The 5,000-nt window shown below is 42.5% G+C and carries 2 tRNA genes and 3 rRNA genes (1 of these 5 running past the window's edge); all 5 read right to left on the reverse strand.

The features are described 5' to 3' along the window. Positions 1 to 8: 8 nt before the first annotated feature. A 5S ribosomal RNA gene (gene rrf, locus FBE93_RS06390) occupies positions 9 to 125 on the reverse strand. A 267-nt stretch (positions 126 to 392) separates the two neighbouring features. Beyond that, positions 393 to 3,446 (reverse strand): 23S ribosomal RNA (locus tag FBE93_RS06395). 536 nt (positions 3,447 to 3,982) lie between these two features. Beyond that, a tRNA-Ile gene (locus tag FBE93_RS06400) sits at positions 3,983 to 4,059 on the reverse strand. A gap of 8 nt (positions 4,060 to 4,067) precedes the next feature. Further along, positions 4,068 to 4,143: transfer RNA gene (locus FBE93_RS06405), tRNA-Ala, on the reverse strand. A gap of 102 nt (positions 4,144 to 4,245) precedes the next feature. Beyond that, a 16S ribosomal RNA gene (locus tag FBE93_RS06410) occupies positions 4,246 to 5,000 on the reverse strand; it runs 758 nt beyond the window's last position. Together the 16S, 23S and 5S rRNA genes with 2 tRNA genes alongside form the textbook arrangement of a ribosomal RNA operon.

Genomic DNA, 5,000 nt, shown 5'->3' on the forward strand with positions numbered 1-5,000 from the left:
ATTTAACAAGTCCGCAATGAGCTACTTTCCCCCTGCCAGTAAGGCGTAGTATCATCACCCACGATGTGCTTAGCTTCTTGGTTCGGGATGGAGCAAGGCGTTTCCACATCTGTATAATCACGGACATTGTTATTTAAATATTCTTTGAAAGACTGAATTTAAGAATAAAGCTTAATCTTTTATTTCTTTACTTTTTTCTTTATTCTGTTTCTTCTTTTATTTTTCTTTCTTCTTTACTTATCTTTGATAAGTCTTTATATAGAATACTTAAAAAACAATGTTAAGAGCAAGTTCTAATATAAACTCTACTTGAAAGATTTCTACTAAACTCTAAATATTATCTATATTCAAAGTTTTCTTTAAAAACCTTAACAAGGAAGTGATGCTTTATTAAAGATAAGCCAAACGCTCTATTAGTACTGGTCAGCTAAAGGACTTTCATCCATTACACACCCAGCCTATCAAACTAGTAGTCTTCTAGAGAGCTTAGAGAAGATTCATCTTAGAGTTGGCTTCACGCTTAGATGCTTTCAGCGTTTATCCTTTCCAAACTTAGCTACGCTGCGATGCTCTTGGCAGAACAACAGCTACACCAGTGGTTTGTTCAACCCGGTCCTCTCGTACTAGGGTCAAATCTCTTCAATCTTCTTACGCCCACGGCAGATAGGGACCGAACTGTCTCACGACGTTCTGAACCCAGCTCGCGTACCGCTTTAAATGGCGAACAGCCATACCCTTGGGACCTGCTCCAGCCCCAGGATGCGATGAGCCGACATCGAGGTGCCAAACCTCCCCGTCGATGTGAGCTCTTGGGGGAGATCAGCCTGTTATCCCCGGGGTACCTTTTATCCTTTGAGCGATGGCCCTTCCACACAGAACCACCGGATCACTAAGACCGACTTTCGTCTCTGCTTGACTTGTATGTCTTGCAGTTAAGCTGGCTTATACCTTTATACTCTACGAACGATTTCCAACCGTTCTGAGCCAACCTTTGTAAGCCTCCGTTATTATTTGGGAGGCGACCGCCCCAGTCAAACTACCCACCAGACATTGTCCCACTTGAGGATAACTCAAGCTGGTTAGCTACCCAAATAAGAAAGAGTGGTATCTCAACAATGGCTCATATACAACTGGCGTCATATACTCAAAGCCTCCCACCTATCCTGCACATTCTTATCCAAGTAGCAGTGTCAAGCTGTAGTAAAGGTCCACGGGGTCTTTCCGTCTTGCCGCGGGTAGGAGGAATTTTCACCTCCACTACAATTTCACTGGATCCCTCTTTGAGACAGCTCCCATCTCGTTACGCCATTCATGCAGGTCGGTATTTAACCGACAAGGAATTTCGCTACCTTAGGACCGTTATAGTTACGGCCGCCGTTTACTCGGGCTTCGATCAAGAGCTTCGCTAATGCTAACCCCATCAATTAACCTTCGAGCACCGGGCAGGCGTCACACCCTATACATCCTCTTACGAGTTAGCAGAGTGCTGTGTTTTTGGTAAACAGTCGGGAGGGACTCTTTGTTGTAAGTTTCTTCGCTTTCGGAGTAAATCCTAGTACGAAGCTAACCACACCTTATACCGAAGATACGGTGCTATTTTGCAGAGTTCCTTAAAGAGAGTTCTTCCACGCGCCTTAGAATACTCATCCCACCCACCTGTGTCGGTTTACGGTACGGGCAACATTAGCTAAACTTAGAAACTTTTCTTGGCTCGACGGCATCAGGGGTTCTTCTATCCATCCGAAGACTTCAAAAAGCCTTTCAGTTCTCGAAGTATTGTTATACGGATTTGCCTGTATAACCTCCTACGACCTTAGACTAGCACTTCCATCCGCTAGCCCCCTTAGCCCTAAGCGTCCTTCCATCGCACACTAATGTTGGTATTGGAATATTAACCAATTTGCCATCGTCTACCCCTTTCGGACTCGACTTAGGACCCGACTAACCCTACGATGACGAGCATCGCGTAGGAAACCTTGGGTTTACGGCGTTAATGATTCTCACATTAATTATCGCTACTCATGCCTGCATGCTCACTTCTATTCGCTCCAGCACTCCTTACCGGTATACCTTCGACGCAAATAGAACGCTCTCCTACCACTTGCACACAACTTAAACTACTTAACTTTAGTCTAAGAATATTTTTACTGATTTTACTAAGTTTTATTTCTATCTTTACTCTATAAAAATCAGTAAAAATATAACTAAACATAACTTAGTTTCTCATATTCTAAACTTAAATAATCTAAGTTGTGCGCAAGTCTACAGCTTCGGTACTTACTTTAGCCCCGTTATATTTTCCGCGCAAAATCACTAGACCAGTGAGCTATTACGCTTTCTTTAAAGGATGGCTGCTTCTAAGCCAACCTCCTGGTTGTTTAAGTAACTTCACATCGTTTTCCACTTAAGTAAGATTTAGGGACCTTAGCTGGTAGTCTGGGTTGTTTCCCTCTTGACGACGGATTTTATCACTCGCCGCCTGACTGCTGTGATTACATATAAGGTATTCGGAGTTTGATAGGGTTTGGTACATTGGTGTATGCCCTAGCCCATTCAGTGCTCTACCCCCTTATATTACGACACAACGCTATACCTAAATATATTTCGGAGAGAACCAGCTATCACGAAGTTTGATTGGCCTTTCACCCCTATCCACAAGTCATCCCGGGGCTTTTCAACGCCTATGGGTTCAGTCCTCCACTAGTTCTTACACTAGCTTCAACTTGCTCATGGATAGATCACTTCGTTTCGGGTCTGCAGCATCTGACTAAGCGCCCTATTCAGACTCGCTTTCGCTACGGCTTCGCGTTTGCTTAACCTTGCCAGACACCACAACTCGCAGGCTCATTATGCAAAAGGCAGTCCATCACACTGTATTGCTACATAGTGCTCTGAATGATTGTAAGCAAATGGTTTCAGGTTCTATTTCACTCTGATCACCTCAGTTCTTTTCACCTTTCCCTCACGGTACTTGTGCACTATCGATCTGGTATTAGTATTTAGGGTTGGATCGTGGTCGACCCGGATTCAGACAGGATTCCTCGTGTCCCGCCCTACTCAGGATACTGCTAGCTAAGCTTTGTTTTTCGCATACGGGACTATCACCCTCTATGGCTATACTTTCCAGAATGTTCTGCTAAACTCAGCTCTTGCACATTGCAGTCCTACAACCCCCAGTGCAAGCACTGGGTTTGCCCTCTTGCGCTTTCGCTCGCCGCTACTGACGCAATCTCTATTGATTTCTTTTCCTGAGGGTACTAAGATGTTTCAATTCCCCTCGTTCGCTCCTATATAGGTAATGTATATCTCTATACATTGGGTTGCCCCATTCGGAAATCTACGGATCAAAGCTTCTTGACAGCTCCCCGTAGCTTATCGCAGTCTAGTACGTCCTTCATCGCCTTTACCAGTCAAGGCATCCACCATTCGCTCTTAGTAGCTTACCTTTTTTTACCTTTTATTATTGATTCTAAAACGCATCACTTCCTTGTTAAAGTTTTTATGATAAGACTTCTTTATCTTAAGACGGAAAGCATTCAAACACTTAATATAAAACTAAATGATTTAGTCTCAACTAAGCCGTGAGTTTGAAACTTGTCTTTAATTTATAAATCTTAAATCTAATATTCTCTTTATTATAGAAATAAAGATAATTAAAAGATATAAGTTAAACTAAAGAAAAGATAAACAGGTTTTATCCTTTAACAAGTCCTGTAAAATTGTTTTTATTAAAACTTGCTTGTGACTCTTAACAATGATAATTAAAAAGAACATTTAGGTTTAAAACCTAAAGGAAGTATATATATTAATATAATCATTATAAATATAAATACATAATGTATATGCTATTTATATTTATTAAAGTATATTCTTTTATAGTTAAAGACAAAAATAAATCTAAGTATAGAGTTTATATTTTATATTTAATCTACTTTATATACTTGCTTTAGATTTTAAAGCTTCTTTATTCAAATCTTTTTTATGGTGGGCCTAACAAGACTTGAACTTGTGACCTCACCCTTATCAGGGGTGCACTCTAACCAGCTGAGCTATAGGCCCTTAATAAATGGTGGAGAATAGCGGGATCGAACCGCTGACCTCCTGCGTGCAAAGCAGGCGCTCTCCCAGCTGAGCTAATTCCCCATAAACAATTAGCTTTATCATCAATCTTTGAAATCTAAACAAGAATCAATTGAGTTTATATATTGAAGTAATAGTTGTGAGACTTATTACTTTGTACTCTAGAAAGGAGGTGATCCAACCGCAGGTTCTCCTACGGTTACCTTGTTACGACTTCACCCCAGTCGCTGATTCCACTGTGGACGGTAACTAGTTTAGTATTCCGGCTTCGAGTGAAATCAACTCCCATGGTGTGACGGGCGGTGAGTACAAGACCCGGGAACGTATTCACCGTAGCATGGCTGATCTACGATTACTAGCGATTCCGGCTTCATGCTCTCGAGTTGCAGAGAACAATCCGAACTGGGACATATTTTATAGATTTGCTCCACCTCGCGGTATTGCGTCTCATTGTATATGCCATTGTAGCACGTGTGTCGCCCTGGGCATAAGGGCCATGATGACTTGACGTCGTCCACACCTTCCTCCTCCTTACGAAGGCAGTCTATTTAGAGTGCTCGGCCGAACCGTTAGCAACTAAATACGTGGGTTGCGCTCGTTGCGGGACTTAACCCAACATCTCACGACACGAGCTGACGACAGCCGTGCAGCACCTGTCTCTAAGTTCTAGCAAGCTAGCACCCTCATATCTCTATAAGGTTCTTAGGATATCAAGCCCAGGTAAGGTTCTTCGCGTATCTTCGAATTAAACCACATGCTCCACCGCTTGTGCGGGTCCCCGTCTATTCCTTTGAGTTTTAATCTTGCGACCGTACTCCCCAGGCGGTACACTTAATGCGTTAGCTGCATTACTGAGATGACTAGCACCCCAACAACTAGTGTACATCGTTTAGGGCGTGGACTACCAGGGTATCTAATCC

It is taken from the genome of Campylobacter sp. CFSAN093229, assembly GCF_011068225.1.
GTDB classification, from domain to species: Bacteria; Campylobacterota; Campylobacteria; order Campylobacterales; family Campylobacteraceae; genus Campylobacter_D; species Campylobacter_D jejuni.